Annotated in this window: 14 protein-coding genes; 13 read left to right on the top strand and 1 reads right to left on the bottom strand. The window is 73.1% G+C overall.

Features of this window, described 5'->3' with window-relative positions:
- Window positions 1–132 precede the first annotated feature (132 nt).
- Both pheS and pheT read left to right on the top strand, forming a co-directional pair.
- A complete protein-coding gene (gene pheS / locus J4G33_RS15585; protein ID WP_208056919.1) occupies window positions 133–1,197 on the top strand; it encodes a phenylalanine--tRNA ligase subunit alpha in 1,065 nt (354 codons plus the stop codon).
- Window positions 1,197–3,782: a phenylalanine--tRNA ligase subunit beta gene (gene pheT, locus J4G33_RS15580; protein WP_208056918.1), complete on the top strand. Its 2,586-nt coding sequence runs from the start codon at window positions 1,197–1,199 to the stop codon at window positions 3,780–3,782. Before pheS ends, pheT begins: the two co-directional genes overlap by 1 nt.
- 117 nt (window positions 3,783–3,899) lie before the next feature.
- On the opposite strand, the gene J4G33_RS15575 is transcribed toward pheT, so the two are convergent.
- Entirely contained in the window at window positions 3,900–4,880 is a 981-nt protein-coding gene (locus J4G33_RS15575; RefSeq protein WP_208056917.1) for a quinone oxidoreductase family protein, read from the bottom strand.
- 84 nt (window positions 4,881–4,964) lie between these two features.
- On the opposite strand from J4G33_RS15575, the gene argC reads away from it, so the two are divergent.
- The 11 genes from argC to tyrS all read left to right on the top strand — a co-directional run bounded on the left by argC (window position 4,965) and on the right by tyrS (window position 16,087).
- Entirely contained in the window at window positions 4,965–6,017 is a 1,053-nt protein-coding gene (argC, locus tag J4G33_RS15570; RefSeq protein ID WP_208056916.1) for an N-acetyl-gamma-glutamyl-phosphate reductase, read from the top strand.
- Window positions 6,014–7,177, top strand: coding sequence for a bifunctional glutamate N-acetyltransferase/amino-acid acetyltransferase ArgJ (argJ, locus tag J4G33_RS15565; RefSeq protein ID WP_208056915.1), 1,164 nt, complete (start codon window positions 6,014–6,016; stop codon window positions 7,175–7,177). The genes argC and argJ overlap by 4 nt, the downstream gene beginning before the upstream one ends.
- A complete protein-coding gene (gene argB, locus J4G33_RS15560; protein ID WP_208056914.1) occupies window positions 7,174–8,142 on the top strand; it encodes an acetylglutamate kinase in 969 nt (322 codons plus the stop codon). Before argJ ends, argB begins: the two co-directional genes overlap by 4 nt.
- Window positions 8,139–9,389 carry an acetylornithine transaminase gene (locus tag J4G33_RS15555; RefSeq protein WP_307793951.1) on the top strand — a complete coding sequence of 417 codons (1,251 nt, stop codon included), beginning with the start codon at window positions 8,139–8,141 and terminating at the stop codon, window positions 9,387–9,389. Before argB ends, J4G33_RS15555 begins: the two co-directional genes overlap by 4 nt.
- Entirely contained in the window at window positions 9,389–10,321 is a 933-nt protein-coding gene (gene argF / locus J4G33_RS15550; RefSeq protein ID WP_208056913.1) for an ornithine carbamoyltransferase, read from the top strand. Before J4G33_RS15555 ends, argF begins: the two co-directional genes overlap by 1 nt.
- 5 nt (window positions 10,322–10,326) lie before the next feature.
- Window positions 10,327–10,842 (top strand): arginine repressor, encoded by a 516-nt coding sequence (locus J4G33_RS15545; protein WP_208056912.1) that lies wholly within the window; start codon window positions 10,327–10,329, stop codon window positions 10,840–10,842.
- A gap of 64 nt (window positions 10,843–10,906) precedes the next feature.
- On the top strand, window positions 10,907–12,163 hold the full coding sequence (locus J4G33_RS15540) for an argininosuccinate synthase (RefSeq protein ID WP_208056911.1): 1,257 nt from the start codon (window positions 10,907–10,909) through the stop codon (window positions 12,161–12,163).
- Complete coding sequence (gene argH, locus J4G33_RS15535) at window positions 12,156–13,574, top strand: argininosuccinate lyase (RefSeq protein WP_208056910.1); 1,419 nt, start codon at window positions 12,156–12,158, stop codon at window positions 13,572–13,574. The genes J4G33_RS15540 and argH overlap by 8 nt, the downstream gene beginning before the upstream one ends.
- The gene (locus J4G33_RS15530; protein WP_307793950.1) at window positions 13,571–14,128 is read left to right on the top strand and encodes an AAA family ATPase; all 558 of its coding nucleotides are present in this window, start codon (window positions 13,571–13,573) and stop codon (window positions 14,126–14,128) included. The genes argH and J4G33_RS15530 overlap by 4 nt, the downstream gene beginning before the upstream one ends.
- On the top strand, window positions 14,125–14,781 hold the full coding sequence (locus J4G33_RS15525) for a DNA-3-methyladenine glycosylase (RefSeq protein WP_372435072.1): 657 nt from the start codon (window positions 14,125–14,127) through the stop codon (window positions 14,779–14,781). The genes J4G33_RS15530 and J4G33_RS15525 overlap by 4 nt, the downstream gene beginning before the upstream one ends.
- Window positions 14,782–14,812: 31 nt before the next feature.
- Window positions 14,813–16,087: a tyrosine--tRNA ligase gene (tyrS, locus tag J4G33_RS15520; protein WP_208056908.1), complete on the top strand. Its 1,275-nt coding sequence runs from the start codon at window positions 14,813–14,815 to the stop codon at window positions 16,085–16,087.
- Window positions 16,088–16,583 lie beyond the last annotated feature (496 nt).

Here is a 16,583-nt window from a genome sequence, read left to right as displayed (position 1 = left end):
ACGTCGCGCTCGTCACCCTGCCGAGAGTGCTCGGGGGTCCGACGACGCCAGGGGCCGCGCACGGGCGCCACTAGACTCCCCAGCTGGTCGAGTGCCGTGCGCTCGCCGCCCGCCCCGCGTCGGAAGGTCCGGATGTCCTCCTCCTCGCCCCTGTCCCCGCTCGACGCCGACGGCATCGAGGTCGCCGTCGCTCAGGCCGGAGCCGCCTTCGCCGCGGCCCGTGACCTCGACGAGCTCAAGGCCGCCCGGCTCGCCCATGTCGGTGACCGCAGCCCGCTCGCCCTGGCCAACCGTGCCATCGGTGGCCTGGAGGGTTCTGACAAGGGTGCTGCGGGCCGCCTCCTGGGCCCTGCCCGCGGGCGGGTCGGTGCTGCCCTCGCCGCGCGCCAGGCGGAGCTCGAGGCCGAGCGGGACGCCCGCGTCCTGGTCGAGGAGACGGTCGACGTCACCCTTCCCGCGGAGCGGTCGGCGCGGGGCGGTCGGCACCCGCTCGAGCTGCTCTCCGAGCGGATCGCCGACCACTTCGTCGGGATGGGCTGGGAGATCGCCGAGGGGCCCGAGGTCGAGGCCGAGTGGTTCAACTTCGACGCGCTCAACTTCGGCGTCGACCACCCGGCGCGGCAGATGCAGGACACCTTCTTCGTCGAGCACCCCCGCGACCCTGCGGCGGACTCGGGCCTGGTGCTCAGGACCCACACCTCCCCGGTGCAGGCGCGTGCTCTGCTCGACCGGGACCTGCCGGTCTACATCGCCTGCCCGGGGCGGACCTTCCGCACCGACGAGCTCGACGCCACCCACACGCCCGTCTTCCACCAGGTCGAGGGCCTGGCGGTCGACAAGGGCCTGACGATGGCCCACCTCAAGGGCACCCTGGACCACTTCGCCCGGGCGGTCTTCGGCCCGGAGTCCCGGACGCGGCTGCGACCCGCGTACTTCCCGTTCACCGAGCCCAGCGCCGAGATGGACTTCTGGTTCCCGCAGAAGAAGGGGGGACCGGGCTGGGTCGAGTGGGGAGGCTGCGGCATGGTCAACCCGAACGTGCTGCGTGCCTGCGGCGTCGACCCGGAGGTCTACTCCGGGTTCGCCTTCGGCATGGGCATCGAGCGCACCCTGATGTTCCGGCACGGGATCGCTGACATGCACGACATGGTGGAGGGCGACGCGCGCTTCACCCTTCAGTTCGAGGGGACCATCTGATGCCGCGCATCCCGCTGACCTGGCTCGCCGAGCACGTCGAGGTTCCCGCCGGGACCACGGCCGAGCAGCTCGCGTCCGACCTCGTCCGGGTGGGCCTCGAGGAGGAGGCCATCCATCCGGCCGCCGTGACGGGGCCGCTCGTGGTGGGGCGGGTGGTCGAGCTGACCCCTGAGCCGCAGAAGAACGGCAAGACGATCAACTGGTGCAGGGTCGACGTCGGCGCGCACAACGGGACCGCCGAGGACGGCACACCCGAGCCACGCGGGATCGTGTGCGGGGCGCACAACTTCGGCGTCGGTGACGACGTCGTCGTCGCGCTGCCGGGCACCGTGCTGCCGGGCCCCTTCGCGATCGCCTCCCGCAAGACCTACGGGCACGTCTCGGACGGCATGATCTGCTCCTCGCGCGAGCTCGGCCTGGGCGAGGACCACGAGGGCATCATCGTTCTCGCCCGCCTGGGCCTCGAGGCCGCACCCGGGACCGACGCCCGTGGGCTCCTGGGACTGGGTGAGGAGGTCCTGGAGATCAACGTGACCCCCGACCGGGGCTACTGCTTCTCGATGCGCGGAGTGGCCCGCGAGTACGGCCACGCAACAGGCGCACCCTTCACCGACCGGGCCGCCCTCGCCCCGCAGGATGAGAGCCCGGCGGTCGACGGCTTCTCCGTCGAGGTGGACGACGCGGCACCGATCCATGACGTGCCTGGTTGCGACAGGTTCGTGGCCCAGGTCGTCCGGGGCGTCGACGCCGCACGGCCGTCCCCCGCGTGGATGCAGCGCCGGCTCACCCAGGCCGGGATGCGACCGATCTCCCTCGCGGTCGACGTGACGAACTACGTGATGCTCGACCTGGGGCAGCCCCTGCACGCCTACGACCTCGCGCAGGTCGCCGCGCCCGTGGTCGTGCGCCGGGCCCGCGCGGGGGACCGGTTGACGACCCTGGACGGCACCGAGCGCAGCCTGCACACCGAGGACCTCCTCATCACCGACAGCCCCGAGGGCGAGCGCGGTGCCCGGGTGCTCGGCATCGCCGGGGTGATGGGCGGGGCGGACAGCGAGGTGACCGCGAGCACGAGAGACCTGCTCGTCGAGGGGGCGCACTTCGACCCCGTCAGCGTCGCGCGGTCGGCTCGACGGCACCGCATCCCGAGCGAGGCCGCCAAGCGCTTCGAGCGCGGGGTCGACCCGGCGCTGCCCCGGGTCGCGGTGCGTCGCGTGGTCGAGCTCCTCGTCGAGCACGGCGGTGGCGTGGCCGACGTCGAGCTGACCGACGTGGACCGCACGGCCCCGGCGCCCGCGATCATGCTCAACCTGGGCCTGCCCGCCCAGCTCGTCGGCGTGCCCTACGGCCCTGAGCAGGTCGTCGGTGCCCTCGAGGCCGTCGGCTGCACGGTGAGCTCACCGCACGACGTCGCCGGCGGGACGGGGACCGTCAGCGTCCAGCCGCCCACCTGGCGCCCTGACCTCACCATGCCGGTCGACCTGGTCGAGGAGGTGGCGCGGCTCGAGGGCTACGACGCCGTTCCCTCGGTCCTCCCGGTGGCTCCGGCAGGCCGTGGTCTCTCGGACGGGCAGCGTGCCCGCCGCGCCGTCGCGCGGGCTCTCGCGGAGGCGGGCTACGTCGAGACGCTCAGCTATCCCTTCGTCGGGTCGCACCAGCACGACGAGCTCGGCCTCCCGGCCCAGGACCCGCGGCGCCGGTCGCTGCGGCTGGCGAACCCGATCTCGGAGCAGCAGCCCGAGATGCGGACCAACCTCCTGGTGACCCTCCTCGAGACGGTGCGCCGCAACGTGGGGAGAGGTCTGACGGACCTGGCGATCTCGGAGACCGGCGTGGTCACCCTGCCGAGCCCGGAGGCGGACGGCGCGCCCCAGCTCCCCGGCGCGGTCCGACCGACGGACCGGGACCTCGACCGCCTCGAGCTGGCCGTGCCGGCGCAGCCCCGGCACGTCGCGGCGGTCCTCACGGGGCTGCGCGACCCTGCCGGATGGTGGGGGGCCGGACGCAGGGCCGACCACACCGATGCGATCGCGGGCGCGCGCCTCGTGGCCCGCGCGGTCGGCGTCGAGCTCGAGGTGCGTCAGGCCGAGGAGATCGCCCCCTGGCACCCCGGACGCACCGCACGCCTGGAGCTGGCCGACGGCACCCTGGTCGGGTACGCCGGGGAGCTGCACCCGACGGTGGTGACGGCTCTCGGCCTGCCCGACCGTGCCGTGGCCTTCGAGGTGGACCTCGACGTCGTCCTCGCGGCCGTTCCCGGCCCGGTCCAGGCCACCCCGGTCTCGACCTACCCGGCGGCCAAGGAGGACATCGCCCTCGTCGTCCCGGCCGAGGTCCCGGCAGGTGAGGTGCTCGACGCCGTGCGGACGGGGGCTGCCGCGTCCTCGGCGGGGGAGATCGTCGAGGACCTGCGCCTGTTCGACGTCTACACCGGTGACCCGGTCCCGCCGGGGCACCGCTCGTTGGCCTTCGCCCTGCGGCTGCGCGCTCAGGACCGCACGCTCACCGCTGCGGAGGCCGCAGCGGTCCGGGAGGCAGCCGTCGCCGAGGCGGCGCGGCGGCACGGCGCGGTCCTGCGCGGCTGACCGTGCCGTGCGCGTCGCCCTCCGGCTGACCGCTGGTGCCCTGCCCGTCCGGGCTCAGTGCGCCACGTCGTCCCGGGCCACGTCGTCTCGGTGCACGTCGTCCCAGGTCAGGTGCTCTCAGGGCAGGAGGAGGATCTTGCCCGTGCTGCCCCGGCCCTCGAGCAGGCGGTGGGCCTCGGCGGCCTCGGCGAGCGGGAAGGTCGCACCGACCCTGACCTCGAGGGAGCCGCGCAGCATGGCGTCGAAGACGGCCGCTGTCCGGTGCAGGAGCTCGGCGCGCGTGGCGACGTGGTGCGCCAGGGTCGGTCGGGTCAGGAACACCGAGCCGGCCCGGGCCAGCCGCTGGGGGTCGACCGGGTCCACCTGACCCGAGGCGCCTCCGAAGAGCGCGAGACCGCCCCGGGGCACCAGGCTCGCGAGAGAGGCGTCGAAGGTGGCGGCACCGACCCCGTCGAAGACCGTCTCGACCCCTCCGACGTGCTCGCGCACCAGGGCGGGCAGCTCCTCGGCAAGATCCGCGAGCTGGTCGTAACGGATGACGTGGGTGGCGCCCGCCCCCCGGGAGAGGGCTGCTTTCTCCTCGGTCGAGACGGTGCTCACGACGACGGCCCCTCGCGCGACGGCGAGCTGGGTCAGGAGCAGGCCCACGCCACCGGCCCCGGCGTGGACCAGGACCCGTTGGCCGGCGGTCACCGGGAAGGTCGAGTCGACCAGGTAGTGCGCGGTCAGGCCCTGGAGCATCACGGCGGCAGCCTGCTGAAGGGTCACGCCGTGAGGTACGGGGACGGCGTGCCGCGCGGCGAGCTCGACCTGCTCGGCGTAGGAGCCAGCCGTGCCGTCGACCCAGGCCACCCTGTCGCCCACCGCGAAGCCCTCGACCCCGGCCCCGACGGCGACGACCGTCCCGGCGCCCTCGCTGCCCACGACGTGGGGGTAGGGCATCGGGTAGGTGCCGGATCGGCGGTACGTGTCGATGAAGTTGACCCCGGCCGCCGCGACCGCGACCAGGACGGTGCCGGGGCCGGGAGGCGCCTCCGGGACGTCGGCCACCTCGAGGACCTCGGGACCGCCCGCTCTCATGGCTTGGATAGCACGCATGCCGGGAGAACGCCCCGGCGGGTGGGAGCATTCCAGCCGACTCGCCGCGCCCCGGCGCCTCGTCATGCAGTGGCGTGTATATTCATGCACATGTCAGTCTCAGTGGCCGTGTCCGGAGCGAGCGGGTACGCCGGGGGAGAGGTCCTCCGCCTGCTCTCCTCCCACCCGGGCGTCGAGGTGGGGGCCGTGACGGCCTTCTCCTCCGCGGGCGACCGCCTCGGGTCCCATCAGCCTCACCTCCGGTCCCTGGCCGACCGCGAGATCCTGCCGACGAGCGCTGCCACTCTTGCCGGGCACGACGTCGTCGTCCTCGCCCTGCCGCACGGCGCCTCGGCCGCGGTCGCCGCGGAGCTGGGCGAGGGGGTCCTCGTCCTGGACTGCGCTGCGGACCACCGGTTGGCCGACCCGGCAGCCTGGGAGGCCTTCTACGGCACGCCGCACGCCGGGACCTGGCCCTACGGTCTGCCCGAGCTGATCCGGGCCGACGGGAGCCGCCAGCGCGACGAGCTCGTCGGAGCCCACCGCGTCGCGGTGCCCGGCTGCAACGTCACGGCCGTCACCCTCGGGATCCAGCCGGGCGTCGCGCGCGGCGTCGTCGAGGCCGCCGACCTGGTGGCGGTCCTCGCCGTCGGCTACTCGGGGGCCGGTCGGGCGACACGACCGAACCTCCTCGCGGCCGAGGGGATGGGGTCCGCGGTGCCCTACGCGGTCGCGGGTGCCCACCGGCACATCCCCGAGATCGAGCAGAACCTCCGGGCCGTCGGCGCCGAGGCGGTCGGGCTGTCCTTCACGCCGACGCTCGTCCCGATGTCTCGCGGGATCCTCGCCACGACCACCGCACGCCTGGTGCCAGGGACCGATCCGGCGGCCGTCCGCGCCGCGTGGGCCGAGGCCTACGCGGACGAGCCGTTCGTCGAGCTGCTGCCCGAGGGCCAGTGGCCCTCGACAGCTGCGACGGTCGGCGCCAACACCGCGCTCGTGCAGGTGGCGGTCGACGAGCGCGCCGGCCGGGTCGTCACCGTCTGCGCCCTGGACAACCTCGTCAAGGGCACCGCAGGGGCCGCTGTCCAGTCGATGAACCTCGCCCTGGGTCTCCCCGAGACCCTGGGCCTGACGATCGAAGGAGTCGCACCGTGAGCGTGACCGGTCCTGCCGGGTTCCGGGCGGCCGGGGTCGCCGCCGGCCTCAAGAGCTCCGGTGCCCCGGACGTCGCCCTCGTCGTCAACGACGGCCCCGTCCAGGCCGCGGCGGCCGTCTTCACGACCAACCGGGTCCAGGCTGCCCCCGTCCAGTGGTCACGGGTCGCCGTCGGGGACGGCGTGGCCCGCGCCGTGGTCCTGAACTCGGGCGGGGCCAACGCGTGCACCGGGCCCGAGGGCTTCCTCGACACGCACCGGACCGCCGAGCACGTCGCCGAGGGCCTCGGCTGCTCGGCCGGTGACGTGCTCGTCTGCTCGACGGGGCTCATCGGCGTGCGGCTACCCATGGACCGACTCCTGGCCGGGGCCGACGCGGCGACCGCGGCTCTCGCAGGGGACGGCGGGCCCGCCGCGGCCGAGGCCATCCGCACCACCGACAGCGTGGCCAAGACGGTCCACCTCGAGCGCGCGGGCTGGTCCGTCGGCGGCATGGCCAAGGGCGCCGGGATGCTGGCGCCAGGGCTGGCCACCATGCTCAGCGTCCTGACCACCGACGCGGTGGTCGAGCCGGCCACCCTGGATGCCGCGCTCCGCCACGCGACGCGGCTCACCTTCGACCGGGTCGACTCCGACGGCTGCATGTCGACCAACGACACCGTCCTGCTGCTGGCCTCGGGGGCCAGCGGGGTCGAGGTCTCGGCCGCCGAGCTGACCGAGGCCGTGACCGCGGCCGCCGCCGACCTCGCTCGCCAGCTCGTGGCCGACGCCGAGGGGGCCAGCCACGACGTCGCGGTCACCGTGCGCGGTGCCGAGACCGAGCAGGCCGCCGTCCAGGTGGCCCGTGCCGTGACCCGTTCGAACCTGGTCAAGGCCGCGGTCTTCGGCAACGACCCGAACTGGGGCCGGATCCTCTCCGCTGTCGGCACGGTCCCCGTGGAGCAGGCGGCCTTCGAGGCCGACGAGGTCGACGTGAGCATCAACGGCGTCTTGGTCTGCCGGGCCGGAGGCCTGGGCGAGCCCCGTGAGCTGGTCGACATGGCCGCAGCACGGGAGGTGCTCGTCGAGATCGACCTGCACGCCGGGCAGGCCGAGGCCACCGTCTGGACCAACGACCTGACCCACGACTACGTCCACGAGAACAGCGCGTACTCCACATGAGCGAGAACACCGCCCACCACTCTTCGACCCCGGACCTCGCGGGGCTGAGGCCCGAGCAGAAGGCCGAGGTCCTCATCGAGGCCTTGCCCTGGCTCGAGCGCTTCGCCGGCGCCCTCTTCGTCGTCAAGTACGGCGGCAACGCCATGGTCGACGACCGCCTCAAGCGTGCCTTCGCCCAGGACATGGTCTTCTTGCGGATGGTAGGACTGCACCCCGTCGTGGTGCACGGGGGCGGGCCGCAGATCTCGAGCATGCTCGCGCGCCTGGGGATCGAGAGCGAGTTCCGCGGCGGTTTGCGGGTGACGACGCCCGAGAGCATGGACGTCGTGCGGATGGTGCTGACCGGGCAGGTCTCGCGAGAGCTCGTCGGGCTGCTCAACGCCCACGGCCCGCACGCGGTGGGTCTGTCGGGGGAGGACGGCGGGCTGCTCCAGGCCCGTCGCCGGACCGCGACCGTCGACGGCCAGCAGGTCGACGTGGGACACGTCGGCGACGTGGTCGAGGTCGACCCCCGCGCGGTGCGCGACCTGCTCGACGCCGGGCGCATCCCCGTGGTCTCGACGGTCGCCCCGGACGTCGACGACCCGACCCAGGTGCTGAACGTCAACGCCGACACCGCCGCGGCAGCGCTCGCGGTGGCCCTGGGTGCGACCAAGCTCATCATCCTCACCGACGTCGAGGGCCTCTACACGGACTGGCCGGACCGCTCCTCCCTCGCGAGCACCATCCGGGTGACCGAGCTCGCCCGTCTCCTGCCGAGCCTCGAGTCGGGCATGGTCCCCAAGATGGAGGCCTGCCTGCGGGCCGTCCGGGGCGGGGTCCCCCAGGCGCACGTGGTCGACGGGCGGCAGGCCCACTCGGTGCTCACCGAGGTCTTCACCTCGCGCGGGACGGGCACGATGGTCCTGCCCGACGACGTCCGCACCGGTGCCCTGACCGTCGTCACCCCCGGAGGTGCGTCGTGACCTCGATCGAGCACCACGGGGCCGACGGGGGCGCCTCGGTCTCGGGGTGGACCGAGCGCTACGGCCAGGCGCTCATGAACACCTTCGGCACGCCCCGGCGGGTCCTCGTGCGCGGGGAGGGCGTCTACGTCTGGGACGCGGACGGCCGCCGCTACCTGGACCTCCTCGGTGGCATCGCGGTCAACGTGCTCGGCCACGCCCACCCGACGCTGACCGCTGCGATCAGCGCACAGCTGGGCACGCTGGGCCACGTCTCGAACTTCTTCGCCACGCCGACCCAGGTCGCCCTCGCCGAGCGGCTCGTCGAGCTCACCGGGGGCGACCGGACCAGCCGGGTCTTCTTCGCCAACTCCGGCACCGAGGCCAACGAGGCCGCGTTCAAGATGGCTCGACGCACCGGCAGGCCCCGGGTGCTGGCCCTCGAAGGGGCCTTCCACGGCCGGACGATGGGGGCTCTGGCCCTGACGCACAAGGTCGCCTACCGCGAGCCCTTCGAGCCGCTGCCCGCCGGGGTCGAGTTCCTCCCCTTCGGGGACAGCCACGCCCTCGAGCGGGCCATGGGCCAGGACGTCGCGGCCCTCGTGCTCGAGCCCGTCCAGGGCGAGGCCGGCGTGCGGCGGCTGCCGCCGGGCTACCTCGCGCACGCCCGGGCCCTCACCGAGCGGTACGGGGCTCTGCTCGTGCTCGACGAGGTCCAGACCGGGATGGGTCGCACCGGGCACTGGCTCGCTCATCACGACGCCGACCTGGGCGGGGGAGCCCGGCCCGACGTCGTGACGCTGGCGAAGGGCCTGGGCGGGGGTTTCCCGATCGGTGCGGTCGTCGCCCACGGAGAACGTGCGGCGAGCCTCCTGGGTGCCGGTCAGCACGGCACGACCTTCGGGGGCAACCCGGTCGCGGCGGCTGCGGCCCTGGCGACGATCGGCGTGCTCGAGCGGGACGGGGTGCTCGAGCAGGTCTGCGCCGTCGGCGAGCAGCTGGTGGCCGACCTGCAGCAGGTCCCCGCGGTCGCCGAGGTCCGCGCCGCGGGCCTGCTCGTGGCGGTCGAGCTCCACCGACCCGTCGCGGCCCGGGTGGCCGACCTCGCCCTCGAGGCGGGGTTCGTCGTCAACCCGGTGACGCCCACCGCGCTGCGGCTCGCACCTCCGCTGATCATCACGACCGAGCAGCTGCGGACCTTCGTCGCCTTCCTCGAGCAGCTGCCTGCCGAGCTCGCGGCCCTCGACCACGACCAGGAGGAGCAGTGATGGTGCGTCACTTCCTGCGCGACGACGACCTCTCCCCGGCCGAGCAGGCCGAGGTCCTCGCGCTGGCCCTGAGGCTCAAGACGGACCGGTTCGCCGCGCGTCCTCTGGAGGGGCCGCGCACCGTCGCGATCCTCTTCGACAAGCCGACCCTGCGCACCCAGGTCTCCTTCACGACCGGGATCGTCGAGCTCGGCGGCCACCCCATGGTCGTGGACGGCAAGCTCGCGCAGATCGGCGTCCGCGAGTCTGTCGCGGACACCGCTCGGGTGCTCGGACGGCAGGTCGCGGCGATCGTGTGGCGCACCTTCGAGCAGGCTCGGCTGGTCGAGATGGCCGACCACGTCGAGGTGCCGGTGGTCAACGCGCTGACCGATCAGTTCCACCCCTGCCAGGTGCTCGCGGACCTGCTGACCGTCGCCGAGCACACCCCCGGGGGTCTCGAGGCCCTTCCCGGCCGTCGGCTCGCCTACCTCGGCGACGGGGCCAACAACATGGCCCACTCCTACCTCCTGGGCGGGACCACCGCGGGCCTGCACGTCACGATCGCGACCCCCGCCGACCGGCTCCCGGACCGCCAGGTGCTTGCCGACGCCGAGGAGATCGCGCGCTCGACGGGCGGCTCGGTGACCGTGACCCAGGACGCGAGCGCCGCAGTCCTCGACGCACAGGTGGTCGCGACCGACACCTGGGTGTCGATGGGCGATGACGTGTCGGCCGTCGAGGCCGAGGCCCGGTACCTGCCCTTCCAGGTGGACGCCGCTCTGATGGCCCGGGCGGACCCGTCCGCCGTCGTCCTGCACTGCCTGCCCGCCTACCGCGGCAAGGAGATCACCGCCGACGTGCTCGAGGGGTCGCAGTCGGTCGTCTTCGACGAGGCCGAGAACAGGCTCCACGCCCAGAAGGCCCTGCTGGCCTGGGTGCTCGGGAGGTGACGGCCGTGGACCACGCCGTGACCTCGGGGCTGCCCGCCACGAAGACCGCCCGGCACGCCCTCATCGCCCGGGTCCTGGCCCGCACCGCGGTGCGCTCGCAGTCCGAGCTCGCGGCGGCCCTCGCTGTGGAGGGGTTGTCCGTGACCCAGGCGACCCTGTCCCGGGACCTCGTCGAGCTCCGCGCCGAGCGGATCCGCTCGGCCGACGGGAGTCTCGCCTACGCGTTGCCGGCCGAGGGAGCGGACCGTCGCCCCCAGCAGGCGCTGGACACCGAGCTGTTGGCTGCCAGACTGGCCAGGTTGTGCGCCGAGCTCCTGGTGACCGCTGAGCCCTCGGGGAACCTGGTGGTCCTGCGCACCCCTCCGGGGGCCGCGCAGTTCCTCGCCTCGGCGATCGACCACTCGGTGCTCCCCGGAGTGCTCGGGACGATCGCCGGGGACGACACCGTCCTGGTGATCGCGCGCGACGACCACGGGGGCGATGCCGTCGCCCGCCGCTTCCTCGACCTCGCGGGGGGCTGAGCAGTGCCTGCTCGTCGCCCGCGCCCCGACCTGACCCGTACCCCCTGCCAGAGAGAGAACTGTGATGACTGAACGTGTTGTGCTCGCCTACTCCGGAGGTCTCGACACCTCGGTCGGCATCGGCTGGATCGCCGAGGCCACCGGGGCCGAGGTGATCGCCGTGGCCGTGGACGTCGGCCAGGGCGGCGAGGACCTCGAGGTCATCCGGCGTCGCGCCCTGGACTGCGGAGCCGTCGAGGCCTACGTGGCCGACGCGCGCGACGAGTTCGCCGAGGAGTACTGCATGCCGGCCCTCAAGGCCAACGCGCTGTACCTCGACCGCTACCCGCTGGTCTCGGCCATCTCGCGGCCCGTCATCGTCAAGCACCTGGTCCGCGCCGCGCGTCAGTTCGGTGCCTCGACCGTGGCGCACGGCTGCACGGGCAAGGGCAACGACCAGGTGCGCTTCGAGGTGGGCATCACCTCCCTGGCGCCCGACCTGCGCTGCCTGGCCCCGGTCCGCGACCTCGCCCTGACGCGCGACAAGGCGATCGAGTACGCCAACAAGCACGCCCTGCCCATCGAGACGACCAAGCACAACCCGTTCTCGATCGACCAGAACGTGTGGGGCCGGGCGATCGAGACCGGGTTCCTCGAGGACATCTGGAACGCCCCGACCAAGGACGTCTACACCTACACCGACGACCCCACCTTCCCGCCGGTCGCCGACGAGGTCACCATCACCTTCGAGGCCGGCGTCCCGGTCGCGATCGACGGCGTGCCGGTCACGCCGCTGCAGGCGATCCAGGAGATGAACCGTCGGGCGGGCGCCCAGGGCGTCGGCCGGATCGACATCGTCGAGGACCGTCTCGTCGGCATCAAGTCCCGCGAGGTCTACGAGGCCCCGGGGGCGATGGCCCTCATCGCGGCGCACCAGGAGCTCGAGAACGTCACGGTCGAGCGCGAGCAGGCCCGCTTCAAGCGCGGCGTCGAGCAGCGCTGGACCGAGCTGGTCTACGACGGCATGTGGTTCTCCCCGCTCAAGCGGTCCCTGGACACGTTCGTCGACGACACCCAGCGGTACGTCTCGGGCGAGGTGCGCATGCTCCTGCACGGCGGCCGGGCGACGGTCACCGGGCGACGCAGCGAGGCCAGCCTGTACGACTTCAACCTCGCGACGTACGACACGGGGGACACCTTCGACCAGTCCCACGCCAAGGGCTTCATCGAGATCTACGGCCTCACCGCCAAGCTCTCGGCGGCCCGCGACGTCAAGTTCGGCAACCACGTGGACCTCGGCGAGGGCGATCTCCCGGCCACGGGGGACCGTGCCGATGGCTGAGCAGTCCGCGCGCGTGAGCCTGTGGGGCGGCCGGTTCGCCGGCGGCCCCGCCGACGCCCTGGCCGCGCTGTCGAAGAGCACGCACTTCGACTGGCGGCTCGCCGTCCTCGACGTCACTGGCTCGGTGGCCCACGCCCGGGTGCTGCACCGGGCAGGGCTCCTGGACGACGCCGAGCTCGCTGGCATGGTCGAGGCCCTCGACCGGCTGCGCGTCGACGTCGAGAGCGGCGCCTTCCTGCCTGCCCCGGACGACGAGGACGTCCACACGGCCCTCGAGCGTGGTCTGATCGAGCGGGCCGGGCCGGACCTGGGGGGCAAGCTCCGGGCCGGCCGGTCCCGCAACGACCAGATCGCGACCCTGGTGCGGATGTACCTGCGTGAGCAGGCGCGTGCTCTGGCCGTCCAGGTCCTCGACGTCGTCGACGCCCTGACCGACCAGGCCGCGGCGCACCCCGAGGCACCCATGCCGGGCCGGACCCACCTGCAGCACGCCCAGCCCGTCCTGCTCGCGCACCACCTGCTCGCCCACGCGTGGCCCCTGCTGCGCGACGTCGAGCGCTGGGTCGACTGGGACGTGCGGGCGGCCCAGTCCCCCTACGGCTCGGGGGCGCTGGCGGGCTCGTCCCTGGGTCTCGACCCTGCTGCGGTCGCCGCCGAGCTCGGCTTCGACGGTCCGGTGGAGAACTCGATCGACGGCACGGCGAGCCGGGACGCGGTGGCCGAGTTCGCCTTCGTGAGCGCCATGGTCGGCATCGACCTGTCGCGCCTCGCCGAGGAGGTCGTGCTCTGGGCGACCAAGGAGTTCGGCTTCGTCCGCCTGGACGACGCCTTCTCGACAGGGTCGAGCATCATGCCGCAGAAGAAGAACCCTGATGTCGCCGAGCTCGCCCGTGGCAAGGCGGGTCGGCTCGTCGGCGACCTCACGGGGCTGCTGACGACCCTGAAGGGGCTGCCGCTCGCGTACAACCGGGACCTGCAGGAGGACAAGGAGCCCGTCTTCGACCAGGTCGACACCCTGAGCCTGCTGCTCCCGGCCTTCGCCGGGATGGTCGCGACCCTCACCTTCGACACCCGTCGCATGGCCGAGCTCGCCCCTCAGGGGTTCTCCCTCGCGACGGACGTCGCGGAGTGGCTGGTCCGGCACGGCGTGCCGTTCCGGGTGGCCCACGAGGTCGCCGGCAGCTGCGTACGTCGCTGCGAGGCGCAGGGCATCGAGCTGTGGGACCTCACCGAGGCGGATCTCGCGGAGATCTCCGAGCACCTGACCCCGGCGGTCCGAGAGGTCCTGACCGTGGAGGGCTCGCTGGCCTCGCGCTCGGCCACGGGGGGGACAGCCCCCGTGCAGGTCGCCCAGCAGCTCACCCGGGCGCGGGCCCGTTCGGTGCAGCTCAGGGCGTGGGCCACGGCGTGACCTCGGTCTCCGCCCTGGCCGGCCGGATCCGCGCGGCGGCACCGCGTCTCGGGCCGGTGCGACTGGTCTGCGTGGACGGCCCGGCCGGCTCGGGCAAGACGACCCTGGGTGCGGCCCTGGCCCGCGAGCTGGGCTGCGCGGTCGTCCACATGGACGACCTGTACGCCGGGTGGTCCGGCCTCGACGAGGACCTGAGCCAGCGGCTCGAGGAGCAGGTCCTGGAGCCCCTTCGCGGCGGCCGGACCGCCCGCTACCAGCGGTACGACTGGGTCTCCGGGGCCTTCGCCGAGTGGCACGACCTCCCACCGACCGAGCACCTGGTGCTCGAGGGCTGCGGGAGCGCGCAGCGGGTGGTCGCCCAGCACGCCGTGCTCGTGGCGTGGGTGGACGCGCCCGCTGATCTGCGCCTCGAGCGAGGCCTGCGACGGGACGGCACCGAGATGCGTGAGCAGTGGCTGCGGTGGATGGGTCTCGAAGCCGTGCACTTCGCCCGGGAGGGGACGCAGGACCGGGCGGACGTCGTCGTGGACGGTCGTCGGGATCTCGCGCCGTGAGCGACGAGGGCGAGCTCCGCCCGATCGACCCATCCTGGCTCGAGCGCCCGGTGCCCCGGCTCGCCCCAGCCCTGCTCGGCGGCACCGTCACGGTGCGGAGCGGTGAGGGCACGGTGACTGTTCGGCTCACCGAGGTCGAGGCCTACGACGGCGCCGAGGACCCCGGGTCCCATGCCTTTCGCGGCCGCACTGCACGGAACGCGAGCATGTTCGGCGCCGCCGGGCACCTGTACGTCTACCGCCACCTGGGGCTGCACCACTGCGTCAACCTCGTCACGGGCCGGCCGGGTGAGGCGGCGGCCGTGCTGCTGCGCGCGGGGGAGGTGGTCGCCGGCCGAGCCCTCGCCCGTGAGCGGCGCCGTCGAACCGGGGTGTGCCGGACCGACGTCGACCTGGCGCGCGGACCGGCGCGGCTCGCGGTGGCACTGGGACTCGACCTCGAGGACGACGGGGCAGCGGTCCTCGACCCCGCGGGGCGTGTGAGCCTCCTGCGAGCGCAGGACCCGCCGTCCTCGGTCCAGGGGCCTCGGGTCGGGGTGAGCGGCCCGGGCGGCGACGCGCGCCTGTACCCCTGGCGGTTCTGGGTCGATGCGGAGCCCAGCGTGTCGGCGTACCGGCCTGGCGCCCCACGCCGTCCGCGCACGGCACACTAGGCCTGGCAGATCGGCGACGGAGGAGTAGACGGTGCACATCCTGGACGAGCTCGAGTGGCGTGGGTTGCTCGCGCAGACCACCGACGCACAGGCCCTGCGTGAGGCCCTCGACTCCGGTCCGATCACGGTCTACTGCGGCTTCGACCCCACCGCACCGAGCCTGCACCACGGCCACCTGGTGCAGCTGGTGCTCCTGCGCCACCTGCAGCGGTCGGGGCACCGCGTGCTGGCCCTGGTGGGTGGTGCCACCGGGATGATCGGCGACCCGCGCATGTCCGGGGAGCGGGTGCTCAACACCAAGGAGACGGTCACCGAGTGGGTCGAACGCCTGCAGGGCCAGATCTCGCAGTTCCTCGACTTCGAGGGTGACAACCCGGCCCTGATGGTCAACAACCTGGACTGGACGGCAGACCTGGGAGCGATCGAGTTCCTGCGAGAGGTCGGCAAGCACTACCGGCTCGGCACGATGCTCGCCAAGGACACGGTGGCTCGCAGGCTGGCCTCGGACGAGGGCATCTCCTTCACCGAGTTCAGCTACCAGATCCTCCAGGGGATGGACTACCTCGAGCTCTACCGCCGGCACGGGTGCACCCTGCAGACCGGGGGCAACGACCAGTGGGGGAACCTGCTCTCGGGGGTCGAGCTCATCCGCAAGAGCGAGCAGGCGGCTGTGCACGCCCTGACCACCCCGCTCATCACCAAGGCCGACGGCACGAAGTTCGGCAAGTCCGAGGGCGGGGCGGTCTGGCTGGCCCCGGACATGATGAGCCCGTACGCCTTCTTCCAGTTCTGGCTGAACACGGGGGACGAGGACGTCGTGCGCTTCCTGCGGACCTTCACGGACCGCACCCCCGAGGAGATCGCCGAGCTCGAGCACGCCGTCCAGGTACGGCCCCAGGCGCGGGAGGCCCAGCGGGCCCTGGCCCACGAGGTCACCAGCCTGGTCCACGGTGAGGGGGCCACGGAGAAGGTGGTCACCGCGAGCCAGGCGCTCTTCGGCCGGGGCGAGCTGGGCGAGCTCGACGAGGCGACTCTGGAGGCGGCCCTCGCGGAGCTGCCGCGGACCGAGCTCGCGCGGTTGGGCACCGAGGTCGTGGACCTGCTCGTGGCGACCGGACTGGTTGCCGGTCGCGGGGCGGGGCGTCGCGCGATCGCCGACGGCGGGGTCTCGGTCAACAACGAGCGGGTCTCCGCCGAGGACGCCGTGCTCGAGCCGGCACAGCTGCTGCACGGACGCTGGGCCCTGCTGCGCCGCGGCAAGCGGACACTCGCGGTCGCCGAGCTGGTCCAGGACACGGCCAGATGACCCGCGCGTCGTCGCGTCGAGCCCGCTGACCTGCAGCGACGTGCAGACCGGCTCAGCCGACGCGGTCCCACGACGGTGCCGTGACGGGGGTCACCGGCATCGGGTTTGACGCCGCGGAGGACCACGCGTAATGTTCTCGACGTCGCCCCGAGAGGGGAGGAACGGACAGCGGGTCAAGAACCCGCCGGCCGGTCCCCGGAGGGTGACCACCCCTGACAAGATGCAAGGCACCTTGGTGCCCTGATCTTCACGTCAGGACCCATGCAGGATCTCACGAAGACCGAGTGGTCACCGCGAGCTCCTGGAGGGGGTAAGGTTGAACGGTTGCCTCCGGACGGGCCTTGAGGGCCTGGATGGATGCGCGTCTGCTCCTTGAGAACTCAACAGCGTGCCAAAAGTCGATGCCAATTGTCGTCGTGGTGGGTGCAGTGCTGACCGTTGTGGTTGGTGGTGTGCTTGTTGCGGTGACGTGGTTGAGACGAATGTTTAACGTCAG

It is taken from the genome of Actinotalea soli (assembly GCF_017565425.1).
GTDB lineage: Bacteria > Actinomycetota > Actinomycetes > Actinomycetales > Cellulomonadaceae > Actinotalea > Actinotalea soli.
The sequence above is the reverse complement of the archived record's forward strand: the minus strand, read 5'-3'. Positions and strand labels throughout refer to the sequence as shown.

Excerpts from the sequence above, each read along its gene's own strand:
- argH (WP_208056910.1), top strand. The coding sequence starts at position 12,156 with ATGGCTGAGCAGTCCGCGCGCGTGAGCCTGTGGGGCGGCCGGTTCGCC.
- pheS (WP_208056919.1), top strand. The coding sequence starts at position 133 with ATGTCCTCCTCCTCGCCCCTGTCCCCGCTCGACGCCGACGGCATCGAG.
- J4G33_RS15540 (WP_208056911.1), top strand. The coding sequence starts at position 10,907 with ATGACTGAACGTGTTGTGCTCGCCTACTCCGGAGGTCTCGACACCTCG.
- J4G33_RS15575 (WP_208056917.1), bottom strand. The coding sequence starts at position 4,880 with ATGCGTGCTATCCAAGCCATGAGAGCGGGCGGTCCCGAGGTCCTCGAG.
- argC (WP_208056916.1), top strand. The coding sequence starts at position 4,965 with ATGCACATGTCAGTCTCAGTGGCCGTGTCCGGAGCGAGCGGGTACGCC.
- argB (WP_208056914.1), top strand. The coding sequence starts at position 7,174 with ATGAGCGAGAACACCGCCCACCACTCTTCGACCCCGGACCTCGCGGGG.
- argF (WP_208056913.1), top strand. The coding sequence starts at position 9,389 with ATGGTGCGTCACTTCCTGCGCGACGACGACCTCTCCCCGGCCGAGCAG.
- pheT (WP_208056918.1), top strand. The coding sequence starts at position 1,197 with ATGCCGCGCATCCCGCTGACCTGGCTCGCCGAGCACGTCGAGGTTCCC.